This is a genomic window from Burkholderia sp. BCC0405 (assembly GCF_902833075.1).
GTDB lineage: Bacteria > Pseudomonadota > Gammaproteobacteria > Burkholderiales > Burkholderiaceae > Burkholderia.
The window spans coordinates 93,701-117,354 of record NZ_CADFEO010000001.1; the positions used below are offsets into that span (position 1 = coordinate 93,701).

The 23,654-nt window shown below is 65.5% G+C and carries 24 protein-coding genes; 12 read left to right on the forward strand and 12 right to left on the reverse strand.

Translation table 11 applies throughout. From position 1 onward, the window contains the following. Positions 1 to 127: 127 nt before the first annotated feature. Both HWX36_RS00435 and HWX36_RS00440 read right to left on the reverse strand, forming a co-directional pair. Positions 128 to 1,645 carry a CoA-acylating methylmalonate-semialdehyde dehydrogenase gene (locus HWX36_RS00435; protein WP_175950334.1) on the reverse strand — a complete coding sequence of 506 codons (1,518 nt, stop codon included), beginning with the start codon at positions 1,643 to 1,645 and terminating at the stop codon, positions 128 to 130. Positions 1,646 to 1,695: 50 nt separating this feature from the next. Then, a complete protein-coding gene (locus HWX36_RS00440; RefSeq protein ID WP_175950335.1) occupies positions 1,696 to 3,054 on the reverse strand; it encodes an aspartate aminotransferase family protein in 1,359 nt (452 codons plus the stop codon). 105 nt (positions 3,055 to 3,159) lie between these two features. Between HWX36_RS00440 and HWX36_RS00445 the strand changes: the two genes are divergently transcribed. After that, positions 3,160 to 4,110 carry a LysR family transcriptional regulator gene (locus HWX36_RS00445; RefSeq protein WP_175950336.1) on the forward strand — a complete coding sequence of 317 codons (951 nt, stop codon included), beginning with the start codon at positions 3,160 to 3,162 and terminating at the stop codon, positions 4,108 to 4,110. A gap of 148 nt (positions 4,111 to 4,258) precedes the next feature. Here the strand turns inward: HWX36_RS00445 and HWX36_RS00450 are convergent, their stop codons facing one another. The 3 genes from HWX36_RS00450 to HWX36_RS00460 are packed head-to-tail and all read right to left on the reverse strand — an operon-like array spanning position 4,259 to position 6,337. Beyond that, on the reverse strand, positions 4,259 to 5,497 hold the full coding sequence (locus tag HWX36_RS00450) for an MFS transporter (protein WP_175950337.1): 1,239 nt from the start codon (positions 5,495 to 5,497) through the stop codon (positions 4,259 to 4,261). After that, entirely contained in the window at positions 5,494 to 5,829 is a 336-nt protein-coding gene (locus HWX36_RS00455) for a hypothetical protein (RefSeq protein ID WP_175950338.1), read from the reverse strand. The genes HWX36_RS00450 and HWX36_RS00455 overlap by 4 nt, the downstream gene beginning before the upstream one ends. A 37-nt stretch (positions 5,830 to 5,866) precedes the next feature. Then, positions 5,867 to 6,337, reverse strand: a complete 471-nt coding sequence (locus HWX36_RS00460) for a MarR family transcriptional regulator (protein ID WP_175950339.1) — start codon at positions 6,335 to 6,337, stop codon at positions 5,867 to 5,869. Between the two features lie 168 nt (positions 6,338 to 6,505). Between HWX36_RS00460 and HWX36_RS00465 the strand changes: the two genes are divergently transcribed. Next, a complete protein-coding gene (locus HWX36_RS00465) occupies positions 6,506 to 6,997 on the forward strand; it encodes a 2,4'-dihydroxyacetophenone dioxygenase family protein (RefSeq protein WP_175950340.1) in 492 nt (163 codons plus the stop codon). 87 nt (positions 6,998 to 7,084) lie between these two features. Here the strand turns inward: HWX36_RS00465 and HWX36_RS00470 are convergent, their stop codons facing one another. Next, positions 7,085 to 8,044 carry a GlxA family transcriptional regulator gene (locus HWX36_RS00470; protein WP_175950341.1) on the reverse strand — a complete coding sequence of 320 codons (960 nt, stop codon included), beginning with the start codon at positions 8,042 to 8,044 and terminating at the stop codon, positions 7,085 to 7,087. 136 nt (positions 8,045 to 8,180) lie between these two features. On the opposite strand from HWX36_RS00470, the gene HWX36_RS00475 reads away from it, so the two are divergent. The 3 genes from HWX36_RS00475 to HWX36_RS00485 all read left to right on the forward strand — a co-directional run bounded on the left by HWX36_RS00475 (position 8,181) and on the right by HWX36_RS00485 (position 11,541). Then, positions 8,181 to 8,981 carry an SDR family oxidoreductase gene (locus HWX36_RS00475; protein WP_175950342.1) on the forward strand — a complete coding sequence of 267 codons (801 nt, stop codon included), beginning with the start codon at positions 8,181 to 8,183 and terminating at the stop codon, positions 8,979 to 8,981. 327 nt (positions 8,982 to 9,308) lie between these two features. Further along, positions 9,309 to 11,129, forward strand: coding sequence for a sensor domain-containing diguanylate cyclase (locus tag HWX36_RS00480; RefSeq protein ID WP_244136267.1), 1,821 nt, complete (start codon positions 9,309 to 9,311; stop codon positions 11,127 to 11,129). 115 nt (positions 11,130 to 11,244) lie between these two features. Beyond that, positions 11,245 to 11,541 (forward strand): hypothetical protein, encoded by a 297-nt coding sequence (locus tag HWX36_RS00485; protein WP_175950343.1) that lies wholly within the window; start codon positions 11,245 to 11,247, stop codon positions 11,539 to 11,541. Positions 11,542 to 11,562: 21 nt separating this feature from the next. Here the strand turns inward: HWX36_RS00485 and HWX36_RS00490 are convergent, their stop codons facing one another. Next, complete coding sequence (locus HWX36_RS00490) at positions 11,563 to 12,678, reverse strand: MFS transporter (RefSeq protein ID WP_244136268.1); 1,116 nt, start codon at positions 12,676 to 12,678, stop codon at positions 11,563 to 11,565. A gap of 30 nt (positions 12,679 to 12,708) precedes the next feature. On the opposite strand from HWX36_RS00490, the gene HWX36_RS00495 reads away from it, so the two are divergent. After that, on the forward strand, positions 12,709 to 14,400 hold the full coding sequence (locus HWX36_RS00495) for a recombinase family protein (protein WP_175950344.1): 1,692 nt from the start codon (positions 12,709 to 12,711) through the stop codon (positions 14,398 to 14,400). Between the two features lie 3 nt (positions 14,401 to 14,403). Here the strand turns inward: HWX36_RS00495 and HWX36_RS00500 are convergent, their stop codons facing one another. From HWX36_RS00500 to HWX36_RS00515, 3 genes are all read right to left on the reverse strand, one after another. Next, entirely contained in the window at positions 14,404 to 14,682 is a 279-nt protein-coding gene (locus tag HWX36_RS00500; RefSeq protein WP_175950345.1) for a hypothetical protein, read from the reverse strand. Positions 14,683 to 15,047: 365 nt separating this feature from the next. After that, positions 15,048 to 15,302 carry a hypothetical protein gene (locus HWX36_RS00510; RefSeq protein ID WP_175950347.1) on the reverse strand — a complete coding sequence of 85 codons (255 nt, stop codon included), beginning with the start codon at positions 15,300 to 15,302 and terminating at the stop codon, positions 15,048 to 15,050. Positions 15,303 to 15,305: 3 nt separating this feature from the next. Further along, positions 15,306 to 16,337, reverse strand: coding sequence for a hypothetical protein (locus HWX36_RS00515; protein ID WP_175950348.1), 1,032 nt, complete (start codon positions 16,335 to 16,337; stop codon positions 15,306 to 15,308). 760 nt (positions 16,338 to 17,097) lie between these two features. On the opposite strand from HWX36_RS00515, the gene HWX36_RS00520 reads away from it, so the two are divergent. The 6 genes from HWX36_RS00520 (at position 17,098) to HWX36_RS00545 (ending at position 20,800) form a co-directional block, all read left to right on the forward strand. After that, on the forward strand, positions 17,098 to 18,003 hold the full coding sequence (locus HWX36_RS00520) for a hypothetical protein (RefSeq protein WP_175950258.1): 906 nt from the start codon (positions 17,098 to 17,100) through the stop codon (positions 18,001 to 18,003). 7 nt (positions 18,004 to 18,010) lie between these two features. Beyond that, complete coding sequence (locus HWX36_RS00525) at positions 18,011 to 18,802, forward strand: hypothetical protein (protein ID WP_175950349.1); 792 nt, start codon at positions 18,011 to 18,013, stop codon at positions 18,800 to 18,802. After that, positions 18,783 to 19,085: a hypothetical protein gene (locus tag HWX36_RS00530; protein ID WP_175950350.1), complete on the forward strand. Its 303-nt coding sequence runs from the start codon at positions 18,783 to 18,785 to the stop codon at positions 19,083 to 19,085. The genes HWX36_RS00525 and HWX36_RS00530 overlap by 20 nt, the downstream gene beginning before the upstream one ends. A gap of 146 nt (positions 19,086 to 19,231) precedes the next feature. Further along, a complete protein-coding gene (locus HWX36_RS00535; protein ID WP_175950351.1) occupies positions 19,232 to 19,609 on the forward strand; it encodes a DnaB-like helicase N-terminal domain-containing protein in 378 nt (125 codons plus the stop codon). 87 nt (positions 19,610 to 19,696) lie between these two features. Continuing rightward, a complete protein-coding gene (locus HWX36_RS00540; protein WP_175950352.1) occupies positions 19,697 to 20,545 on the forward strand; it encodes a hypothetical protein in 849 nt (282 codons plus the stop codon). Between the two features lie 27 nt (positions 20,546 to 20,572). Next, on the forward strand, positions 20,573 to 20,800 hold the full coding sequence (locus tag HWX36_RS00545) for a hypothetical protein (protein WP_175950353.1): 228 nt from the start codon (positions 20,573 to 20,575) through the stop codon (positions 20,798 to 20,800). 146 nt (positions 20,801 to 20,946) lie between these two features. Here HWX36_RS00545 and HWX36_RS00550 read toward each other — a convergent pair whose 3' ends face one another. Together HWX36_RS00550 and HWX36_RS00555 are read right to left on the reverse strand one after the other, a co-directional pair. After that, a complete protein-coding gene (locus HWX36_RS00550) occupies positions 20,947 to 21,783 on the reverse strand; it encodes a peptidylprolyl isomerase (RefSeq protein WP_175950354.1) in 837 nt (278 codons plus the stop codon). A gap of 101 nt (positions 21,784 to 21,884) precedes the next feature. Beyond that, positions 21,885 to 23,618, reverse strand: coding sequence for a ShlB/FhaC/HecB family hemolysin secretion/activation protein (locus tag HWX36_RS00555; protein ID WP_244136269.1), 1,734 nt, complete (start codon positions 23,616 to 23,618; stop codon positions 21,885 to 21,887). Between the last annotated feature and the right edge of the window lie 36 nt (positions 23,619 to 23,654).

Consider the following 23,654-nt stretch of genomic DNA (forward strand, 5'->3'; position numbering starts at 1 on the left):
CACGCTGCTCGTGCGTCAAAAAGCTCGCGCGGATCGTCGATCCGGGCGGACCTTCTCGCGATCGCGCCGGCCACGCTGCGTCGTCCGCCGTCATGCGGGCGGGCGACGCATGCGGCCGGGTGGCGCGTCAGCGGTTCGACGGGAAGCTGAACACCGTCCCTTCGCGCACGCCGGCCGACGGCCAACGCTGCGTGATCGTCTTGCGCTTCGTGTAGAAACGCACGGCGTCCGGACCGTACGCGTGCAGGTCGCCGAACAGCGAACGCTTCCAGCCGCCGAACGAGTGGTACGCAACCGGCACCGGCAGCGGCACGTTGATGCCGACCATGCCGATCTGGATGTTGTCGCTGAAGTAGCGCGCGGCCTCGCCGTCGCGCGTGAACAGGCACGTGCCGTTGCCATATTCGTGCGCGTCGATCAGCGCCATCGCCTCGTCGAGCGACTTCAGCCGGATCACGCCGAGCACGGGCCCGAAGATCTCGTGCTGGTAGATCGGCATGCCGGGCTTCACGTTGTCGAACAGGCACGGGCCGAGGTAATAGCCGCCGTCGTGGCCGTCGACCTTCACGCCGCGGCCGTCGACGACGAGCGTCGCGCCCGCTGCCACACCGGCTTCGACGAAACCCGTCACCTTGTCGAAATGCTGCTGCGTGACGAGCGGGCCCATGTCGACACCCGCGCCGTTGCCCGGGCCGACCTTCATCTTTTCGATCTCGGCCTTCAGGCCCGCGACGACCTGGTCGCCCGTATCGTCGCCGATCGCGACGACCAGCGGAATCGCCATGCAGCGTTCGCCGCACGAGCCGTACGCGGCGCCCATCAGCGCGTTCACCGCGTTGCCGATGTCGGCGTCCGGCATCACGACCGCGAAGTTCTTCGCGCCGCCGAGCGCCTGCACGCGCTTGCCGTGCGCGCAGCCGGTCGAGTAGATGTATTCGGCGATCGGCGTCGAGCCGACGAAGCTCACGGCCTTCACGCGCGGGTCGGTCAGCAGCGTGTCGACCGCTTCCTTGTCGCCGTTCACGACGTTCAGCACGCCCGGCGGCAGGCCGGCTTCGAGCGCGAGCTCGGCCATCCGCAACGTAGACGACGGCGTGCGCTCCGACGGCTTCAGCACGAACGTGTTGCCGCACGCGACGGCCATCGGCCACATCCACAGCGGCACCATCACCGGGAAGTTGAACGGCGTGATGCCGGCCGCGACGCCGAGCGCCTGGAACTCGCTCCACGAATCGATCGCGGGGCCGACGTTCTTGCTGTGCTCGCCCTTCAGCAACTCCGGCACGTAGGTTGCGTATTCGACGTTCTCGATCCCGCGCTGCAGTTCGCCCATCGCATCGGCGAGCACCTTGCCGTGCTCGGCCGTGATCAGCGCGCACAGCTCGTCGGCATGCTCCTCGAGCAGCGTCTTGAAGCGGCTCATCACACGGGCGCGCTTCAGCGGCGGCGTGTTGCGCCAGGCCGGAAACGCGGCCTGCGCGGACGCGATCGCCGCTTCGACGGTCGGCTTGTCGGCGAGCGCGACGCTCTTTTTCGATTCGCCGGTGGCCGGGTCGAACACCGGCTGGACGCGGCTGCCGCCGTCGACGCGCTTGCCGTCGATCAGGTGGCCGACGGTGGAGGTCACATTGCTGTCGTGTTTCATCGTTCAGGCTCTTTCGTGAATTCGGTTGTCGCTTGAGGGCAAGCCGCGGCTCAGTCCACTTCGTTCAATGCGTCGGACAGCGCGTTGACCAGGTTGTCGATCTCGCGCTTCTCCGAGATGAACGGGGGCGCCAGCTGGATCGTGTCGCCGCCGTAGCGCACGTAGAAGCCCTTCGCCCAGCAGCGCATCGCGATCTCGTACGGGCGCCGTGCCGGCTCGCCCGGCAGCGCCGCGATCGTCAGGCCGGCCGCGAGCCCGTAGTTGCGGATGTCCGCGACGTGGCGCTGGCCCTTCAGCCCGTGCACGGCCGCCTCGAAATGCGGCGCGAGATCGCGCACGCGGGCCACCGCGTCTTCCTTCACCAGCAGGTCGAGCGCCGCGATGCCGGCCGCGCACGCGACCGGGTGCGCCGAATACGTGTAGCCGTGCGGGAACTCGAGCATGTACTCGGGGCCGCCCGCGGCCATGAACGTGTCGTAGATTTCCTTCGTCGCGATCACGCCGCCGAGCGGCTGCGCGCCGTTCGTCACCTGCTTCGCGAAGTTCAGGATGTCCGGCACCACGCCGAACGCGTCGGCCCCCGTCATTGCGCCGGCACGGCCGAAGCCCGTGATGACCTCGTCGAAGATCAGCAGGATGTCGTGCGCGGTACAGATGTCGCGCAGGCGCTTCAGATAGCCCTTCGGCGGCACGACCACGCCCGCCGAACCGGAAAACGGCTCGACGATCACGGCCGCGATGTTCGATGCGTCGTGCAGCGCGATCAGCTCGAGCAGGCGGTCGGCCAGTTCGGCGCCGTGCTCGGGCATCCCGCGCGAAAACTTGTTCTCGGCGAGTTGCGTATGCGGCAGGAAGTCGGCGTCGAGGCCCTGGCCGAACAGCTTGCGGTTCGGCCCGATCCCGCCGACCGAGATACCGCCGAAGTTCACGCCGTGGTAGCCCTTCTCGCGGCCGATCAGGCGCGTCTTCGTGCCCTTGCCCTTCGCGCGCCAGTACGCGCGGGCCAGCTTCAGCGAGGTATCGGCCGCTTCCGAGCCCGAACCCGTGAAGAACACGTAGTCGAGGCCGGCCGGCGTCAGGTCCTTGATCTTGTTCGCAAGCTCGAACGATTTCGGATGACCGAACTGGAACGCCGGCGCGTAGTCGAGCTGCGCGACCTGGCGGCTCACGGCTTCGACGATTTCCGTGCGGCCGTGACCGAGGCCCGTGCACCAGAGACCCGACAGGCCGTCGAAGATCTTGCGGCCTTCGGCGTCCGTGTAATACGCGCCCTGGCCCGACACGATCATGCGCGGATCGGCCTTGAACTGGCGGTTGGCGGTGAACGGCATCCAGTGCGCGTCGAGCCAGGCGGCGTCGGTACGGATGGTCGTGTCGTCCTGCTGCGCGGCGGTGGTGATGTCGGTCATGTCGGTCGGCGCGGCGCGCCCCTCCTTCTTGTGATGATGTTGCGCATTGTCGGGAGGCCAATTAGTCTCTTCAATATCGCAATATCAATGTTCACTTGCGCAACTATGCAAGCAAAGAAACCGAAGAGCCGCGCGCTGCTCGGGCAGCTCAGCGACATGGATCTCCGCCTGCTGCGGGTCTTCAAGGGCGTCGTGCAGTGCGGCGGGATGGCGGCGGCCGAACTGGAACTGAATATCGGCATCTCGACGATCAGCCGGCACGTGAAGGATCTGGAAACGCGCGTCGGCCTTGTGCTGTGCCGGCGCGGCCGAGCGGGCTTCACGCTGACGCCCGAGGGACAGACGGTGTACGAGGAGACGCTGCGGCTGCTCGCATCGATGGAGGCCTTTCGCAGCAGGATAGACGGTATTCACGAGCGGATGGGCGGAGAACTGCACGTCGCGGTGTTCGACAAGACGGCCACCAACGCGAACGCGCGGCTCGGCGACGCGATCCGCCAGTTCACGGACGAGGCCCCCGATGTCGCGCTGAACCTGCATGTCGCGTCGATCAACGAGGTCGAGCGCGGGATCATCGACGGCAGCTATCAGGTCGGGATCATTCCCGCGCACCGCAATTCGGGCAGCCTCGTGTATTCGGAGCTGTTCGACGAACGGATGCTGCTCTATTGCGGCCGCCAGCATCCGCTTTACGATGCGCCGCACGGCAAGCTCACGTGGACGACGATCCGTAACCACGCGTTCGCGGGGCTCGGCTTCCATTCGCCGAACATGGAGCTGAGCCATCGCGCGAAGCTCACACGGAGCGCGACCGCGTCGGACCAGGAGTCGATCGCGACGCTGATCCTGTCCGGCCGTTATCTCGGCTTCCTGCCCGACCACTACGCGGAAAGTTTCGAAACCAAGGGGCTGATGCAGCCGATCGCGCCGCACCGATTCAACTACCGGTGCCGGTTCGTGAGCCTGCTGCGCCGCTCGCCGCGGCCGTCGCGGGCCGCGCTGCTGTTTCAGTCGTGTCTCGAAGCTGCGCATGCGGCAGATCGGCCGGGGGCGTGATCGTTGGCGTGGCTGGGCGGCTGGGTGCTGAACGGCTGAGCGCTGAGCAACCGGGTGCCGAACGTCCGAATGCCGATCGGCCGAATGTCGAACGACCGAGCGCTGTCCGGCCGAACAACTGAACAACCTACGCCCGTTTCACAGTCGATCAAACACCATCGCCCGCACCGTCCTGCGCGCGCATGCGCTTCAGAAAATGCGTCGCGACGAGCGCCGCGGCAAAACCCGACATCGCGCCGACCCCGAGCGCCCAGCGAGGACCGAGGTGGTTCGCGACCCAGCCGGCCACCGGCGCGCCGATCGGCGTGCCGCCGAGCGCCACGGCGAGACGCAGCGCCATCACGCGGCCGCGCATCGCCGGCTCGGTCGACAGCTGCATCAGGCTGTTGGTCGAGTTCATGAAGGTGATCGCGGCGACCCCGGTCAGCACGAGCGCGGCGCCGAACAGCCAGTAGCCCGGCGCCAGCGCCGCCAGCATGCAGCCGAGCCCGAACAGCGCCGCGCCGATCCACAGATGCCGGAAGCGCGGCCGGTCCCGGCGCGCCGCGAGCAGCGCACCGGTAATCGTGCCGACGGCCATCATCGACGACAGCACGCCGAAGCCGCGTGCGTCGACGTGAAACACGCTGGCCGCCATCGTCGAGATGAACAGCTGGAAATTGAGCCCGAACGTGCCGATCAGGAACAGCATCACGAGGATCGCCTTCAGGTCCGGGCGCTGCCACACGTAACGGAACCCGTCGAGCAGGCTGCCGCGCGTGCGGCCGGCCCGCGCGTGCGCGCGCAGCTCGTCGGCACGCAGCATCGACAGCGACGCCAGCACCGCGACGAAGCTGAGCCCGTTGAGCAGGAACGCCCAGCCGGTGCCGATCGACGCGATGATGAAGCCGGCCGCCGCCGGCCCGATCATCCGCGCCGCGTTGAACGACGTCGAATTGAGCGCGACGGCGTTCGCCAGCTCCCGGTCGGCGACCAGTTCCGCGACGAAGGTCTGCCGCACCGGCGCATCGAACGCCGACGCGCAGCCGAACAGGAACGCGAACAGATACACGTGCCACAGCTGCGCGACGCCGGTCACCGTCAGCAGCCCCAGCAAGAGCGCGAGGCCGCCCATCAGCGCCTGCGTCGCCATCAGCAGCTTGCGCTGGTCGAAACGGTCGGCCGCGTACCCCGTCCACGGCAGCAGCAGAAGCTGCGGGCCGAACTGCAGCGACATCACGATGCCGACGGCCGACGCGTCGTGATGCGTGAGCTGCGTGAGGACGAGCCAGTCCTGCGCGGTGCGCTGGATCCACGTGCCGATGTTCGACACCAGCGCGCCGATCGCCCACACGCGATAGTTGAAGCCGCGAAGCGAGCGGAACACGCCCGCCGCCGGCACGCTCATGGCCGCTCCCTGTCGGGCTCGTTGCCGCCGTGCAGCTCGCCGAAGCGCCGCGCGAGGAACAGGCCGAGCAGGAGGATGCCGAGGCCGAACGCCGCCGCGTCGGCCGTGACCCGGAGGTCGAAATCGCCGACCCGGCACACCAGCCCATACGCCATCACGAGGTTCGCGACGGCCCACACGACATTCACGGTGGACGACGACAAACCGCGCCCGGGCGGATTCGCGAACGGGGTCTGGAATGGCTCGCCGCGCAACCCGCTGACGAGGTGCGGCACCCCATTCGCGAGAAACGCGCCGCCGAAGCAATACGACACGAGATGCGGGAGGTTCATGATTGGGTTGTCCTTTCTGCGAGCGGGGCGAGGCGGTTTACGAACGCGGCGGTTCCTGGAATTCGGCGAGCCGCTGCAGCAGCTTCACGGCCGACGCGAGCTCGGCCTGCTCTGCCTCCGACAGTTGCGCGTGCAGCGCGCGGAACAGCCAGTCGTCCTTGGCCGCGCGGTTGGCTTGCAGCACCTTGCGGAAACCGGGCGTGAGCGCGATCAGCGTCTGCCGGCCGTCGGTGGGATCGGGCTCGCCGCTGACGGCGCCCAGCGTCTCGAGCGTCGCGACCGTCACGCGCATCGACTGCGGCCGCACGCTCTCGGCGCGCGCGAGCGCCGACACGGTCGCGGGGCCGTCGCGGTCGAGCCGCAACAGCACCGACTTCTGCGATGACGTGAGATCGTTCGGGTGGATCTGCTCCCGCATCCGCCGCATCAGCTTGCCGACCGAGATGCGGAGTTCGCCGGCAAGGCCGGCCAGCGGGAGCGCTTCGGAGGGAGGCAATGGCGTGTTCATGCATTCAGGATAGCCGATATACAGAAAAACTGTACAGTTTAGCTGTGTATTTCAGACTGTAAGGATCGCCTCGTCGCATGCGCTCAAGCCGATGCAAAGTGTCCCGTTCGGCCGCACGAGCCGGCTCTGCGATAATGCGGGCTCCCCATTTCCGCTCCGCCTCCCGCCATGACGCAGCCGCCCGCCCCGCTCTCCACCGACCTGCCGCCGATTTCGTGCCTGCCCGGCGACGCGCTGCCGTGGCTGCCGATGAGCGCCGACCTGCCGGGGCTGGCGATCAAGTACCTGCACATCAATGCGGCCGAGGACACACTGACCGCACTGCTGAAGATGCCGGCCGGCGGCACGCTACCGCGCCACCGTCACGACGGCGAGGTGTTCGTCCATACGCTGCAGGGTGCGTGGCGCTACCGCGAATACGACTGGGTGGCGCACGCCGGCTCGACGGTGCTCGAACCGGCCGGCTCGGTGCACACGCCGGAAACGCTCGGCGCGCCGGGCGAGGACGTGATCACGCTCAACGTGATGCGCGGCGATCTCGTGCTGCTCGACGATGACGGCCGCGAGACCGCGCGCGAGAACTGCCGCGTCGCGCTGCTGCGCCAGCGCAAGCATGCGCGCACGGCGCCGGACGCCGCCGCACCGTTCGTCACGCGTTGAATGCCCGACGGCAGCGGCGATCGAACGCGCCGCTCGCCGCCTTGATCGTCGCCCGGACAGGAAGAACCGGCGGATGCCGATGACGGTTCAGGCCGTTTCCCGCTCGCCCGCCCGCGCCTCGCGCCGTATCGCCTGCGGCGGTACGCCGAACCCGCGCACGAACGCCTCGCGCATGTGCCGGCGGTCGCGAAAGCCGTTTTCCTTCGCAATCACGTCGAGCGGGTGGCGGCTCTGCTCGATCATCAGCCGCGCATTCTCCAGCCGCAGCCGCTCGATCGCCTTCGCGGGCGACTGCCCCGTTTCGAGCGTGAACACGCGGCTGAACTGGCGCGGGCTCAGGTGCACGGCTTCGGCGAGATCCTCGACCGTCAGCGCGCGGCCGAGATGCTGCCGCGCGTAGTTCAGCGCGTTCTGGATCCGGTCGGATTTCGGCGCGAGCTTCAGCATTTCCGAATGCTGCGACTGGCCGCCGGCCCGCCGCTGGTGCATCACGAGCTTGTGCGCGACCGATCGGGCGGCATCGGCGCCGAGATCCTTTTCCACCATTGCAAGCGCGAGGTCGAGGCCGGCCGTCATCCCGGCCGACGTCCAGATCGGGCCGTCGACGATGTAGATCCGGTCTTCCTCGACGCGTATCTCCGGATAGCACCGCCGCATGTCGCGGCCGAACGCCCAGTGCGTCGTCGCGCGGCGCTGCGCGAGCAGCCCGGCCTCGGCCAGCACGAACGCGCCCGTGCAGATGCCGGCGATCCGCTGCGCGCGTACGTTGGCGCGGCGCAGGAACGCGACGACACCGGCCGGCGCCGGCGAAGCGATCGGATCGTTGACGCCCGCGACGATCCACGTATCGACGGCGATCCGCCCGTGCAGCGCGCGCGTGGCAACCGGCAGCCCGAGCGACGAACGCACGTCGCCGCCGTCGACCGAATAGTTGTCCATCGCGTAGAACGGCTCGCTCATGCCCATGTTCGCGTACTCGAACACCGATTGCGCGGCGAGCGCCATGATCTGGAAGCCGTCGCTGATCAAGAAGCCGATGCGGTGCATGTGCGTTCTCCCGTCCCGGGCGCGTGGGTCGGCCCGATGTCCTGAATCATACCCATCTACGTCATTTGTGTCGCAGCGATTCGCGGCCAGAATGGCTTCACGCCATCCGGCCATTCCCATCGAAACGGAGCACATCATGACGCAAGCACATCGCGGTACCGCCCTCATTACTGGCGCCTCGTCGGGCATCGGCGCCATCTACGCGGACCGCCTCGCGCGCCGCGGCTACGACCTGATCCTGGTCGCGCGCAGCCGTGAGCGGCTGGCCGCCCTCGCCGAGCGCATCACGAACGACACGCGGCGCGGCGTCGAGATCATCGACGCCGACCTCAACGACCGCGCCGCACTCGCCGCCGTCGAAGCGAAGCTGAAACAGGATGCGAGCATCACGCTGCTCGTGAACAACGCGGGCGTCGGCACGCACGCGCCGCTGCTCGACAGCGACGTCGACGCGATGACGCGAATGATCGACCTCAACGTGACCGCGCTCACGCGCCTCACCTATGCGGCGGTGCCCGGCTTCGTCGCCCGCGGCCACGGCGCGGTGATCAACATGTCGTCGATCGTCGCGATCTCGCCGGAAACGCTGAACGGCGTGTACGGCGGCAGCAAGGCGTTCGTGCTCGCGTTCAGCCAGTCGCTGCATCACGAGCTCGCCGGCAAGGGCGTGCAGGTGCAGGCCGTGCTGCCCGGCGCGACCGCCACCGATTTCTGGCAGACGGGCGGCCTGCCGCTCGAACATCTGCCGAAGGAAATCGTGATGCCGGCGCCGGACATGGTCGATGCGGCGCTGGTCGGTTTCGATCGCGGCGAACTCGTGACGATCCCGTCGCTGCACGCGGGCGACGAATGGGCCGCGTACGAGGCCGCGCGCCGCACGATGGCGCCGCACCTGTCGGCCGACACGCCCGCGCCGCGCTACGCGACCGCAAGCTGAGCACGCGGCATCCCGCAGGTCATAAGCAACGAGCGCGTCGAACCCCGGGACGTGCCGCGGAACACGGTGATGCGTGGCGAATCGTCCGTCATCATCCGAGGTTCCGTGGCCCGTTTCCGGGCATGTGCCGACCGGGGGATTCGTCTGCGGAAACACGCATCGGATTCTTTCCTGGCCTGCACAAATATCGCAAAAAGACAGACGATTCCGGTTCGCTTGCCACGTATTCCGCGCAACAGTAAGCTCTGCGACTGCAGTCCCCAAGCGACCTCGTTCGACCGGTATTCGTCCGATCACGAGGGCCATCGTCCGTTGCGGAATTCGACCATGCGGGTCCGTATGTTCATCACCGAGACGGGTGACGCGCCGGCCTCCGCACGCGGTTCGGCCAACCGTCAGCCCACGCTCCCACCCCTGCCGGAACTCGACACCGTCTGCCGTGTCGCGCGTGCGCATTTCAGCGCCGCCGGCGCGTTCATCGCGCGCGCCGACGCCGGTGCGCAGCGCGTGCTGGCCGTCGACGGCGAACTGCCCGACGGGCTTCCCGATTCACTTCCCGCCGACGGCTTGCCGCCCCAAGCCGGGCCGCCCCCCGCTGCCGAGACCCGGTTCGCCCTGCACGGCGCGAACGCCACCGGGCAACGCAACGAAGGCTCGCCTCTTGCGCTGCGGATCGTCGCGGCCTGCAAGCTGGCCGCACCCGATGGCGTGACCCTGGGCACGCTGTGCGTCGTTGACGACAAACGCCCGGCGCTCGACGCCACGCAATACGCGCTGCTGTGCGATCTCGCCACGCTCGCCGCCGGCACGCTTGCCCGCGCGACCGAAGCAACCGCGTTGCGCGAACGGCTCGGCATCGTCGAGGAACACAGCGCGCTGACCACGCTCGCGCTGACCGAAAGCGGCACCGGCGTGTGGGATCGCAACGTGGGAACCGGCGAGATCCATTACTCGCCGGCCTGGAAGGCCATGCTCGGCTACGCGCCGCACGAGCTCAGCACCCGGATCGAGGACGCGTACGAACGGCTGCATCCGGACGACGCCGCCGACGTGAAGGCCGCGATGCTCGCGCACTTCGAGCAGCGCACCGACTACTATGCGGTCGAGCACCGCATCCGCTGCAAGGACGGCTCGTACAAATGGATCTGCAGCCGCGGCAAGGTGATTGCCCGCGACGGCAACGGCCGCGCGCTCCGGATGGTCGGGACGACCACGGACATCACCGCGCTGCGCGAGCTCGCCGTGCGATTGCGCGACTCGGCCGCGCTCGTCACGGATCTCACCGACCAGGTTCCCGGGCTGGTGTTCCAGCTGCGGCAGGCGCCCGACGGGCGCCGCTTCTTTTCCTACGCGAGCGCGGGTGTCCGCGACATCTACGAACTGACGCCCGAGCAGATCGCCCGCAGCGCCGAGGCGGTCGAGACGCGCATCCATCCGGCCGACCTGGTCGCCTATCGGCAGTCGCTGCACGATTCGTCGGTGCGACTGACGCCGTGGCGCCTAGAATATCGCGTGCTGCTGCCCGGCCAGGGCCTGCGCTGGCGCGAAGGCGACGCGCGCCCGCAGCGCACGGCCGATGGCGGCACCGTGTGGCACGGCTTCATCACCGACGCGACCGACCGCAAGCACATCGAGGCCGAACTGCACCGGATGGCGACCACCGACCACCTGACGCAGTTGTCGAACCGCCATGCATTCATGCGGCAAAGCGAAGCCGCGCTGCGCGCCGTGCGCACGACCGGCCAGGCCGCCGCGGTGCTGATGCTCGATCTCGATCACTTCAAGGCGCTGAACGATCGCTGGGGCCACCCGGTCGGCGACCGCGCGCTGCGGCATTTTGCGCGGCTGCTGCTCGCGGAAACCGGGCCGGACGGCATCGTCGGGCGGGTCGGCGGCGAGGAATTCGCGATCGTGCTGCCGGGCGCGGATCTCGACCGCGCGCTGGCATTCGCGCAGCGCGTGCAGCAACGCGCGAGGCAGGCGCGGCTCACGCACGAGGATCAGCAGGTCACGCTGACCGTCAGCATCGGCATCGACGCGATGCGGGCGTCGGATTTCGGCGCATACCAGCCGCTGTCGCGCGCCGACAAGGCGCTCTATCTCGCGAAGGAGCGCGGCCGCAACCGGATCGAGGTGTATCGGGCGTAGGTTTCGGCCAGGTGACGCTCGCTCCTCGCCTGGCGTCCTGCCGCCCCCGTTGCGCGACCGATTCGGGACCGATCGTGTAGGCTAGCGCCCCCGCCCCTACCCACTCCGACTTGCCATGGACAATGCCGAACGCACCGCGCGAATCGCGTCAGGTCTTCTCGTCGTCGCGCTCATCGAGCTGCTGGCGCTTCTGATCGGCTATGTGTTCGCCAGTTCGCTGGACGATCCGTACACCGGCGTGCGCGTGCTCATCACCGCGCTCTTCTGGGCGGCGGGCCTATCGGCCATCGGGGTCGTCGCAGCCGTCGCCTGCCTGTCGATCGACCTGCAGGCGCGCGGCGGCACGCTCTACGGAGCGCTGGTGCTGCATGGCCTGCTCGTCCTGCCCGGGCTGTTTCTGTCCCTCCACTGAAGCGCACCGTCGCCGCCCGCGTCACACCGCCCCTTCACGCGGCACCGCCCGCACGCCCAGCAGCATCGCGACCGCGCACGCGGCCAGCAGCGCCGCGATCATCAGCATCGCCGGATCCATGCTGCCGGTTCGCGTGCGGATCAGCCCGACGAGCCACGGCGTGATCATGCCGCTCGATACGCCGATGCTGCTGATCAGCGCGATCCCGCCCGCCGCGCCCGCACCGGAGAAATACGCGGACGGCACGGCCCAGAACACCGGATGCGCGGCAAAGATCAGCATCGCCGCGACCGACAGCAGCGCCATCATCGCGACGATGCTCGGCAGGTGCAGCGTCAGCAAGGCGAGCGCAACCGCACCCCCGAACGCGCATGCCGCGAAGTGCCGGCGCCGTTCGCGCTTGCGATCGGAGCGCCGTGCGATCGCGATCAGGCCGGCCGCGCCGATCGCGTTCGGGACGACCGACAACAGGCTGATCTGCACGACATCGTGGATGCCGAATTCGCGAATCATCAGCGGCATCCAGAACAACAGCATCAGGAGCGCGGTGGTCAGCGAGAAATAGATGAATGCGAACAGGTACGTGCGTGGTTCGGCCAGCACCTGGCGCAGCGAGTGCGGCGCCGGCGTATCGGCACCGGCGCGGTCGGCGGCCAGGTCGGCCGCGAGCCGCTGGCGGTCGGCGTCGGACAACCAGCGCGCGTGCTCCGGACGATCGCACAGCCAGAACCACGCGATCACGCCGAGCACGATCGCGGGCGCGCCTTCGATCGCGAACATCCATTGCCAGCCGTGCAACCCGAGCACGCCCGACATCCCGCGCATCAGCCAGCCCGACAGCAGCCCGCCGACCATCCCGGCCACCGCGACGCCCGCGTAGAAGATCGACAGCACCGACGCGCGCCGCCGCGCCGGATACCAGTACGTCAGGTAGAACACCACGCCCGGAAAGAACCCCGCTTCGAATACGCCGAGCAGGAAGCGCAGCACGTAGAAATGCTTCGCGCTGTCGACGGTGATCATCGCGACCGACACCGCGCCCCACAGGAACATGATCCGCGCAAACGTGCGGCGCGCACCGAAGCGGCGCAGCAGCGTGTTGCTCGGCACGACGGCCGATACTCTGTATATACTCAAGACTCACCGTGACCGTATCGATCCGTACCCATGAAAGCCGCCGTCAAAGCCCGCCCTGTCGCACCTTCTGCCCCCGCCCACTTGTACGTCTATGGCCGCTTCTCCAGCGTCAAGCAAGCCAAGGGCGACAGCCTCCAACGTCAGATGGATTACGCCCGTCATTGGGCCGACCAACATGGCTTCGTGATCGATGAATCGCTGACGATGTTCGACCATGGCCTGAGTGCCTACAAAGGCGATCACGTGAAGCGCGGCGCGCTCGGCGTGTTCCTCAAGGCAATCGAATCCGGGCGCGTGCTACCCGGATCGGTGCTTGTGGTCGAATCGCTCGATCGCCTCTCCCGCGCCGAGCCGATGGACGCGCAAGAGCAGTTCGGTGCAATCGTGCGCGCAGGCGTCACGATCGTGACCGCGAACGACGGTTTGGAGTACAGCCGCGAACGGCTCAAGCACGATCCGTCCCCGCTGTTCCTCGCGCTCGCGACCATGATTCGCGCGCATCAGGAAAGCGCAAGTAAGGGCGAGCGCGTCGCGTCTGCGCTGTACAACCAGTGCGTGGGCTGGACCGAAGGCACGTGGCGCGGCCAATTGAACGCGGGTAACGATCCGTCATGGGTGCGCTACAACAAGGACCGTCGTGCGTTCGAACTGGACCCGCACGAAGCCGAGCGCATGCGCGCGCTGATTGGCCTGTATTGCGAGGGACACGCGCCGTTGGCCGCGTTCAAGCTGATGCACGAACGCGGGATACCCATGCCCAAGGGAATCGGCAACACCTCCCGCCTGCATGCAACCCTTCGCAACCGTAGTCTGGTTGGCGAGCGCATTGTCGACGTGAAATTTGACGACAAGCTCACCACGTTCACGCTCAAAGACTACTATCCGCCCCTGATGAGCGACGCGGAGTTTGCCTCGCTCCAGCACCTGCGTAGCCAGCGCGGCCGACGGCCAGGCCAGTCCACCCTCGTGAGCATCTTGACCGGTATCGGCATCACGGTTTGCGCACACTGCGGCGCGGCAATGGTCAATCAGAACATCATGAGTCGCCCCAAGCAGGCAAACGGCCGGCCGCAAGACGGTCACCGCCGTTTGGTATGTGTCGGCCGGCAGAAAGCCGCCGATGTACGCTGCGTCGCAGGGTCATGCTCGATTGTGCCGATCGAGCGCGCACTCATGGCCTACTGTAGCGATCAAATGAATCTTGCTTCGCTGTTTGAGAACAGCGACAGTCAGGGCCGACAGCTGCGTGACAATCTTGCGCTCGCACGACAAGCAGTCATCGACACCGAGGGGCAGATCAAGCGCTTCTACGCGATCGCGACGGCGGATTCCGGCGAAGCGCCCGCCTCATTGCTCTCGCATATGCGCGACCTCGACAATCAGCTCACGACGGACAAGCGTAAGGTCGCGGAACTCGAACACGAGATTGGCGCACTCGATCGCCATTCGCATCCGGCCGCCGTCGAGGTCTGGGCGGCGCTGCGCGAAGGTGTCGAAGTGCTGGACGAGACGGCGCGCACCCGCGCGCGCCAGTTGATCATGGATACGTTTTCCCGCATCGAGGTCAGTCTCTACGTGCCCGACCAGATCGGCCTGCGCCTTATCTCGAAGCGCGGCGTCGTGCGGATTTTGTGGATCGACCGCAAGAGCGGTGCACGCCGTGACCAACTGACGGTCGAAGATGCGGCACACGCGGCGCTCCGGCCGCCGCGGCGCCGTTGAATGTCAGGCTTCGGGGGTATCCAGGAACAGCCCTTCCGGCGATGAACAGGCCGTCACGGCCTTTTCTCCGACCAAAAAGCGCCGGTAGGCCATGATGGCGACCAGCCACAGTTCGTTCACCAGCACGGGACCGCTTTCGAGCACGCGCCCCGTATCATCGATCACGGCCAGCGTGACGCGACGCCCATCCGGCATCGCGATCGTAAATCCCTCCCAAGCGTGCGCCGTCACGACCGCGTGATCGAGTAGCGCGATACCGACTTGTTGCGTTGTTGAAGCCATCTCTCACCCTCCTACGCTTGGCCGCCGATTGCAAAGCGCGCCGCCTCGTCGCCGATGATGCAGTCGAGGCACCGCGACGCGTCCATCACGGCAACGCCATCGCGGAACGCGACCGTACACGGTCGATGTCCGCATATTTCGCAGCACTGATTCCAGTCTAGCCGCCATTCAAGCGTCGGATCGGCCTCGTCGTCGTCCGGTAGCGGCGCAGGCGGCCACCGCAGCTTTTCATGCTGTTTGACGCTACGCGAGGACATGTCGAGCCTCCCGTAGCGTGACCCTAGGCGGCGCGGATCGCAAACGCAGCGGATGCTTCGCGTCTCGCAAGCCGAGCCAGAGGGCCACGGCGTGACGAGCGGGCGCGATCATTTCCGCACCTCCAGTATCGCCATCATCTTCTCGGCCGCCTCCCGCTGGAACCGACGAAAATCGTGCTCGCAACCGTCGTACAGCGCTTGGCGCTCGCTCGCATTGAGCGTCGTGGCTTGCTCGAACACTTCAAACATGGCCTTGACGCCCAGATAGAAGCCCGAACGCACGAATTCCCGTCGCTGCTCACCTGCATCGTAGTGCTCCAGCAACTGGTCCAGAGCCGTGATGGTATCGTTCAGATAGCCCATCGATCATTCTCCTTCATCAAAGTCCGCCACGCGGACGTTGTAGAACTGCTCAAGCTCGTCCCGTTCGGCTTCATCAGCCAGGCTGCGAATCAGGTCCGCCGCCTCGTCCAGTGCCGCGCGGGTCATCGCGTGTTTGAGCGCGTCCCGGATATCCGCCGCAGTCAACTCGACGGACGTATGTTCAGGCTCGGCCGCAGGCTTCGGTTTCGGCTGCGGCCGCTTGCTCGCCTTCCCGCTGGACGAGCGCCCGGCCACGTTGGCGGCGCGTGTTTCCGCCGACACGTCGAACCACTCGGACGGGGCGCACATCCCGTCTGCCAGTGAGTTAAAAATGCGCCGCAGCGACAGAAACATCTTGGGCGTGAGCGCATCAATGGGCCATTGCAGGCGGGCTCTGATCTGCTCGGGTGTCACGTTGAATTCCGCAAACCGCTCCAGCATGTGGTTAATCGACTCTTTGTTGACCACCACGTTTTCAAGCAACGTGGCCTCGCACGCCTTCAGGGCCGCGTCAACAATGTCACCATCGACCACCGCGAGAATGCACGCACGCTTGCGCCGCGCCCCGGCGTTCGCGACCATCTCGTAGATTTGCCGCTCGTCGGTGACGGCGTAACCGCCGCCGCGCGTATCGCGCCAATGCGCCACCGTGAACGTGCGCACGTCGCGATAATTTGACTCGTAGTCCCACGCATACGAAATCGCTTCGGATTGGCCGTTCTCGCGCGATAGTTCCTTGACGCCAGCCTCCATGTTTCCCCATCGTTTCGCGATCGCCTCGGCCAACCGGATCGACGGCCCCGTGACCAGCATCTTTCCGCGCGGATACTCGAAGGTTGCTTCCTCCGCGAACGACAGCCGCGCACAGTCGGCAAGAATGCGTTCCTCGACACGCTTCCGATCGCGCGGACGCGCCTGCGCGATCACCAGCGCCGCCTGAACTTCGGTCACGGCCTTCGCTTGCTCGGCCGCCATCACTGTGCCGGTCGGCGGCGCGTAGCCGCTCAGTGAACCTGCCATCGTTGCTTTCTTCATCGCTCCTCCTGGCGCGCCGCCTCCCGCAGCGCGTTCGCCAGCCTGTCGGCTATTCATTCAGCTTCGGCACGCACAGGTGCTCACTCGCCAATTAATCAATTGGCAATATTCAAATCATTACCCATTAACTAGGTTCAATCGCTTTCAACCACGATCGATGAATTTACGAAAATAAAATCGCAAGCCGACATATCGGTCGACTTGAATTCTGAGGCGTAACCGGGACGTGCGTCGATGCCCGACGCGATGGACTGGATCATAGCCACTGAGCCGATCGAGTCCATGTTTGGACGCTTATGCATGGTCATGCAGAGTATTTATGACGCGGTGCGCAAGTTACAAACGAATAAATGGGGTGTGTATTAATTTGTAACAGGGACAGCTTTTTTAATCGCTGTCTCTCCCTCCCATAAAGCCTGAGAGCAATTGGCAATTTGTAACATCTCATGCATCAGGAACCGGCGAAAAGGTGATGCACAACTCGCACTGCAACAATTTTTTGCTCAGGGTAATCACCTAATCGCGACACAGGCGGCCACCCGGGGCGACGTGTCCCGGTCGAGGTCATGGGAAGCGAATAGCGACAAGGGATTCGGGATATTGAGCGTCCCAAAAAATCAACCGAATTTCGGAATTCTCTTTAACAGATGGTCGAATTTTTCGGGGTCTTGTCTTGAATTAAATTCCTTGAATTCATTTCTCACCGTCGTATCTTTCCCATCCATCTGCAATGCGAATAAACGGTGAGTGAGGAATGAACATGCCAAGAGCACGCAACATCAAGCCCGGTGTCATGGTGAACGAGGACTTGGCTCGACTCCAACCGCTGCACAGGCTGCTGTGGATTTTTCTGTGGATGCTGGCCGACCGTGAAGGGCGTCTCGAGGATCGGCCCGTCCGCATCAAGGCAAAGGCACTGCCCTACGACGACGCCGATGTGAACGCCGCGCTGGACGAGCTGCATCAAACCGGGTTCATCGTGCGCTACGCGGTCGGTGCGCAGGGCTACATCCAGGTCGTCAACTTTTCCAAGCACCAGAAACCGCACAGCAACGAAGCACCCAGCGAAATTCCGCCTGTCCCCGACGAGGTGATGGCGAAACTTGCGACCAAGGTAGCAAGCGCTGCTGACCTTGGTGACAAGGGCTTGCTACCAAGGCGACACGCACTTGGCCCTTGTATCTCTGATTCTCTGATTGATGGATTCTCTGATTGTCTGATTGCTGGAGAAGAAAAGTTATCGCCAGCTTTAAGCGTAGAGCCGCGCGAAAAAATCGATTCGCGCGGCGCGCGCCTGCCTGACGGCTGGACGCTGCCCGCCGAATGGGCGACATGGGCGGCGACGACGTGCGGCTTCACGCCGCCGCAGGTGCGCGAGATCGCCGCGAGCTTCGCCGACTACTGGCACGCCGAGGCGGGTGCGAAGGCCCGCAAGCGCGACTGGTTCGCGACGTGGCGCAACTGGTGCCGACGTGAGCGGCCGGCCCGGCGGCGCATCTCGCGCGCTGGCGGCGCGCATGACGGCGTGCCGCTCACCGCGCTCGACAGCACGGCACTCGATGCGCTCGCACGCGAGCTAGGCGTGTCGCCAGCACGTCCCGGCGAAAGCATGCAGGCGTTCATTGGACGCATTCAGGCCGCGCAGAGCCGGCGCGACCTGCACTGAGCGCGCCATGAAACCCGACGACGAGGACGACGACGAGCGCAACGCCGCCGTGTCGAAGCGCGATGCGCATTGGGGCTACTGCGCCGCCTATGGCTGCCCGCTGCTTGGCACGGTCGGGCGCGGCGGGCGCTGGTGGTGCTGCTGCCATGCCGAGGCCAGCGTTGAGGCGAACGACGCGATCACGCATGGCATCCGCCGCCATCAGGCCGTTCACGCGGCGACGCTCGACGTGCGCGGGTCGGCCGGCTCGGCCGATTGGGCGCTCGCGTACCGCGCAGCGCAGCAGCGCCTACTGGACGCGGGCTATGCCGAGCTGCTGCCGGACGGTCGCGATGCGTCGCTGCTCGGCGCGAGCCGGACGATCCTCCCGCAGTGGCTCACGCGCCTCGAACGCTTTCTGCGCGACGAAGCCTTGGCGGCACCGCAATCGGCGGCGCGTGATGGCGCGTTACCCGCGCCGCCGACGAGCCGCGCATGCATGACCCGGATGCGCGCACGGCTCGCGCCGCTCGATCGGCGCACGCCTTCCGCGCGGTGGGCGTTCGTGCTGCTCGATCACCTCGCCGCCCATCCGCACGACATTCCCGCGATCGAGCCGGTACGCGCCGCGCTCGACGCGATCGGCTCGCGTGCCGGACGCGCGGTGATCGCTGCTGCGACCGATGCCGAACGGATGCGCTGGCGGGCCGGGCTCGCCGCGATCGGCGGCAAGGCGGCGAACCTGCTGCCCTCGCGCGAACCGGGCGAGGACGACGAACCCTTGACGGAGGACGCCTGCGATGACGAACCCCGATGCTGACGCACGCGCAGGGCAAACGCGACGCCGCCTGACCGGCGATCGCAACCAGTGCCCGACGTGCGGCGAGTTTTTCAACTCGACTCATGCGTTCGATGCACACCGTACCGGCCCGTTTGGCGGCGCGAACGGAAAGCCTGCGCGCCGCCGCTGCCTGAGCGCCGATGAAATGCGCGCGAAGGGTATGACCTTGAACAAGGCCGGGTTCTGGATGACAGCGAAGCGCGCGGACGGGAGGACCTTCGACGTTCTGAATGCCGATTCTAGGTCAAGCAGAGACGCCTAGAAACCGCTGGTAGCCCCCGGTCCATATCAACACACATGCTGGGGCTGCCAACGGCTGTTTTGCAAGTACACGCGCCTCGTGGAAGTTGAGCCGTTCGCCCCTTCGATGAGGGGGCATCACCCACCGATGTGAAAGGAGAAATCGCGATGTTGATTGACGAAAGGGACGAATACACCTTTGGCGAACAGATCGTGCTGAACGCCTACCTGTGCCGCATGGCCCGCGCCGACAACGACTGGACCTGGCTGCGTCCTGCGGACTTCTCGCATGACCTGCATGGCCGGCTCTACCGGCATATCCGCAAGCTCGCCGTCGAAGGCACCGAACACAACGTCGCGACCGTGCTCGACTCGATGCTCACCGATCGCCGCTCGCGCGTGACGCCCGCCGTGCGCGAATACGTCGAATGGCTCGCGGATGGCCTGCCGTTGCCGATCGCGGCCACGCAGCACGCGTTTCACGCCTTCATGCAGTCGGCCGTCTCTCGCCGCCTCCACGCGTTGACCGGTGATCGCGCCGAATGACGGTTCGACGCTTCCAACCTTGCTCGCCGCCTCTGCGATCAACGTCTTGATGATCGCACGGGCGGTCAACAGACCCCAAGGAGAAACATGGATACGTATTCGCTACATCCGCTCTGCCAGCTTTTCCCGTCGCTGCCGCAGGCCGAGTTCGACGCGTTGAAGCAGGACATCGCCGCTCACGGCCTGCGCGTGCCGATCGTGCTCTACGAGAATCAGATTCTCGACGGCGCAAATCGCTATCGTGCGTGCATCGACGCGAGCGTCGAACCGGTCTACAAGACCTTCGACGGCGATGATCCGCTGCCGTTCGTACTGTCGTGCAACCTGCATCGCCGCCACCTGACGCCGGGGCAGCAGGCCATGATTGTCGCGGCCGCTCAGGATTGGGCTCAGGCGCACGGACGCGGCGGAAATCACGGCAATCAGCATGGCAAGCCGAGGCAAAGTGAATCGGTGCACTTTGCCACCGTCGATGATCGCGCCGCCGCCGCAGGCGTTAGCCGGAGAACGCAGTTGAAAGCCGACAAGGTAGCGAAGGCCGACCCCGAACTCGCGCAGCGCGTTGCGCGGGGAGAAATCGGATTGCCGCAGGCTGTGAAGGCCGTCAATAGCAAAAGCGCTTCGAAGTCGCAAGCGAAGGTCGCACCCTACACCCGCCCGATCAAAGGTGCGAAGGCCGACGCGCTGCGCGCCGAACTGCGCGAGGTGAACATGCTGAATCCCTCACTGTTGGGCCAATATGCCCGCCTGTTGCTATCGGTGCTCCAGACTCGCGACGCGTTCAGCAACGACGAAAGCAACCTGTTGCAACAGATCGAGCACGTAATCCATCAGAAGTGCGTGCCGACGGTGCGCAGTGCCCCATGCACGGACACGCCGCCCGCTTCGCGCAAACGCGCGAAGTCGCCCCGTAAATCGGGCGGGGCCGCCTCGTAATCGGATCGAATTGAACGGAGGCATGCCATGAATGCGAAGCGCCGTGACCTGCGGTTGACATACGCCGATGGTCTTCGTGCGCACGGCCTGCATGACGTATCGCGTTTGCGTGAAGCGCTCGCCCTCATTGCAGACATGGCCGAGGCGCCGGGCGGCGCGCAGACACTGCCCGAGATTGCGCGCCTCGCACGTAGCGCGCTCGTCGCGTGCGCACCGCCAGATCCACATGAGGGCACCGATACCGATCATGCGTAGCGCGTGGACGCTGCATCAGGGTCTCAAATTCAACCGACGCAATTTTGCGTCGATTGAAACAGTCTTGCGGCTCAACATAATAGGCCGCGCGATTCGCCGCCTACAGTGCGTCGGGCGCGGCTTTGATCCATCATGTACGGCATGGCTTATTGCTTGATCGACGCGCTGCTCATCAGTCCGCGAACAAAACTCGCCGACGCCTTCTCGATTGCCAGTGCCTGTAACTGCTGCCGGATCGTCCCCTTCACGGCATCGAAGGTCGGTACCTGCGTTGGCCGTTTCGCGTCAACCTTCACAATCGCACGCGGGCCGTTCACATCATTATTGAGCGCGATAGGCTGCGGCGTCACACCACCGGCAGGCAATTGCGTCATCGCCTGCGCGACAGCGAGCGGCAGCCCCTGTGTCTTGCCTTCCGTTACAGGCGTCTGGAAGCTCACCCACGGCAATTCGCCACCGGACGCAGCTGACGATAGCTGACTGTACCGACGCGCGAGTGCGTCAAACGACTGGCCCGACTTGAGGCCGGACAGCACCGTCACGGCAGTCGCCGCGTCCTTCGTTACGATGATGCGTGGCTTGACCTCCTCCTTGCCAAGCGACGCGACGATCTCGTCGTAACGGGCCTTCACCTGCGCATCCGTCACCGGCTCCGGCTTCACGTTGTCGCGCAGAAACAGTTGCGTCTCTGCAACCTGCATCGCCGTCAGCACTTCCGGCTTGTTGTTGTAGCCGGCCTTCTCAGCCGCCTGCCGAATCAATACCTGTGCGATCAACTGGTTCTTGATCGCTTGGCGAAGCTGCGGCGTATCCGGCTGGCGCGATGCCTGCAAGACGGCATCGACCTCCGCCTTCGTGATCGGCGTGCCGTTGACCGTCGCGACCTCGCCCGTAGACAGCGACGAGGATTGCGCGTGTGCCGGCAGCACAAGTTGCCACGTCAGTGCCGTAGCAATCAGAATGCGATTGAAAGTCGTCTGCATCGTGAAAATTCTCTTTGAAATAGAAAAGGCGCCGCGACCGAAGCCGCGGCGCAAAAGTGCCCGGCTACGGGGGGGGGGGCCGGACACGACCAAAGTCACATTCAGTAATACCAATTCAATGTCCCGAGCACCAGCGTCGCCCTGTTGCCGAGCGCGGCGGGCTGCGTCACTGCGCGACCGATCAGCAACTCACCCGACAGCGATTGCGTGTGCCATTGCCATTGTGCGCGCAATCCTGCGCCGACTCCCGCCAAAGTCGGAAAACCCGCCGTGCCGACCAAACTCGTCTTGCCTGCGTCGAGGAACACGTAAGGTTCGATTCGGCCGCCCTTCCACGTCGGCACATCCACCCATGCGAGTTCATTGCGCGCGTAGAACCCACGGTCGCCGGCAATCTCTCCCGACCGGAATCCTCGAATCGTGTCCATGCCGCCGAGATAGAGCTGTTCCGACCCGAACAACGCCATGTTCGTGTACTGCCCGCCGAGCGCGCCCCGATATACGAGCGTCGCCCCCTTCAACTTTGGCAGGGGTAACGTGACCGTCGCCGTCGCATCGAGCTTCGTGAATTGGCTATGCGCTTCGTCGCGCGTGATGCCGTGCGGATCATGATCCGCACCGAACCACGGCAGCCCCTGCGACACCCCACCGTTGAGGGTGAAATTGCCCTGCGCGTCGTTCATCACGAACTTGTGCAGCCAGTTCCCGCCAACGCGTAACACAGCCACGCGCTGCGGATCAAGATCGACGCCGTTAATCACTCGATCGGTACGTCGCCACGATAGTGTCGTGTCAGTGCTCACGATATCGCTCGCGCTGCGGCTGACCAGATAGTTCCACCCGAAAATGTGCGACAGCGTGCGGCCGTACAGTAGTGCGGTAGTACCAATCAACTGTTGATATTCGGAATCCGCGATCGTATAGCTGAACGTATTGCGCCCGAACGGAATCGCGAACGATCCGACCAGCGCGTTGCTATCCTGGCTATCGAGAAACGTGAAATTCAACGACTCTTGCAATCCGAGCAGGTTATCCGCTTCGACGCCGGCCCGATAGCGGGTAACGCCTGTTGCCGCGCTCCCGTAGTTGTCGATACCAAGATTGAAGTTCAACCGGTCGCCGGACTTGTTGTTGATGGCGACAACCGAATCCCCTACGTCCTGTCCAGGCAGAATCTGCACGGCCGCCTGATTGCGACGCAGGCGGTTGATTTGCGCGACGCCTTGATCGATATCGGACAGCCGTAGTGGATCGCCGGGTGAGGCGGGGAATGCGTTCGCGTAGCCCGCATCGGTCAACCAGCCGCCGCCCGCCGATGCTTCGCCGGGTTTGAGCCGGTGTATCGGCTGGCCGTTGACGGTGAAGCCCTCGATACGCCCCACCTGAATCGTGATCTTGAGCGTACCCGACGCAAGGTTTTGCGGGCCAAGCAACGCGCGAGTCGTCACATACCCCGCCTCGACAAAGGCATCGGTCAGGCGTTTGAGCAGTACATTGATGCGATGGGTGCCGAGTTCGTGATTCGCGAACACGTTCACAATCGCATCAAGTTTGTCCCGAGAAACCCCGCTCGGTAGCACGAGCGACTTGCTATCGACGGCTTGCAGTTCGATGCGGCTGATTCGAAACGTCGGGCCGCTTTCAACGATCGAGTCGACCGGCGTACCGGCCGGAATGTCGAGCGTTGCTTCGGCCGCTTGCTGTACCGTCACCGAGGCAGGCGGCTGTTCGAGCTGGCGTTCTTGCGCCTGCCGTCGCTGCTGGTCAATGATGGTTTGCGCAGGGTCCTGGACCGGCGGAACTTGCGCATCGACCTCCGTAGTCGAGACGATCATCGCTACCGCGAGGTAGCACGGCCGCAATCTCATTCG